1 protein-coding gene is annotated in these 527 nt (G+C 66.8%); it reads right to left on the bottom strand.

What is annotated here, in order from left to right; all coding sequences use genetic code 11:
* Positions 1-527, bottom strand: a 527-nt coding sequence (hxlA, locus tag P2Q66_RS07345) for a 3-hexulose-6-phosphate synthase (RefSeq protein ID WP_275726815.1), incomplete at both ends; no start/stop codon positions are given.

Genomic DNA, 527 nt, shown 5'->3' with positions numbered 1-527 from the left:
GTCGGCTGCGCCGTAGATTGCTCCGCCGGCGACGGCGACGTCGGCGCCTGCTTTTTGGACGTCTGCGATGGTGGCGACTTTCACGCCGCCTGCGACGGAGAACGGTACGCGGGCTTCTGCTCCGGCGCGGAGCAGTCCGTTCAGGTCGAAGCCGGGCTTGGCCTGCTCGTCCAGGCCGGCGTGCATTTCGACGAACTTGGCGCCGAGGGCGCGGGCTTCCTTGGCGCGGGTGACCTTGTCCTCGACGCTGATCAGGTCAACGACGACGCCCTTGTTGTGGGCCTTGGCTGCCTTGACCGCGCCGGCGATCGTGGAGTCGTCGGCGGTGCCGAGCACGGTGACCAGGTCGGCGCCGGCCTTGAAGGCGATGTCGGCTTCGAGTTCGCCGGCGTCCATGGTCTTCATGTCGGCGAAAACGATCTTGTCCGGGTGGGCTTCCTTGATCGCGGTGATCACGGAGAGGCCTTCGGCCTTGATCAGCGGGGTGCCGAGTTCGATGATGTCGACGTACTCGGCGACCTTGCCGG

The organism is Arthrobacter sp. Cr_A7 (assembly GCF_029222765.1).
In the GTDB taxonomy this organism is placed as follows: domain Bacteria; phylum Actinomycetota; class Actinomycetes; order Actinomycetales; family Micrococcaceae; genus Arthrobacter.
Note: the sequence above shows the minus strand (reverse complement) of the source record. Positions and strands in the feature narration are given on the sequence as shown.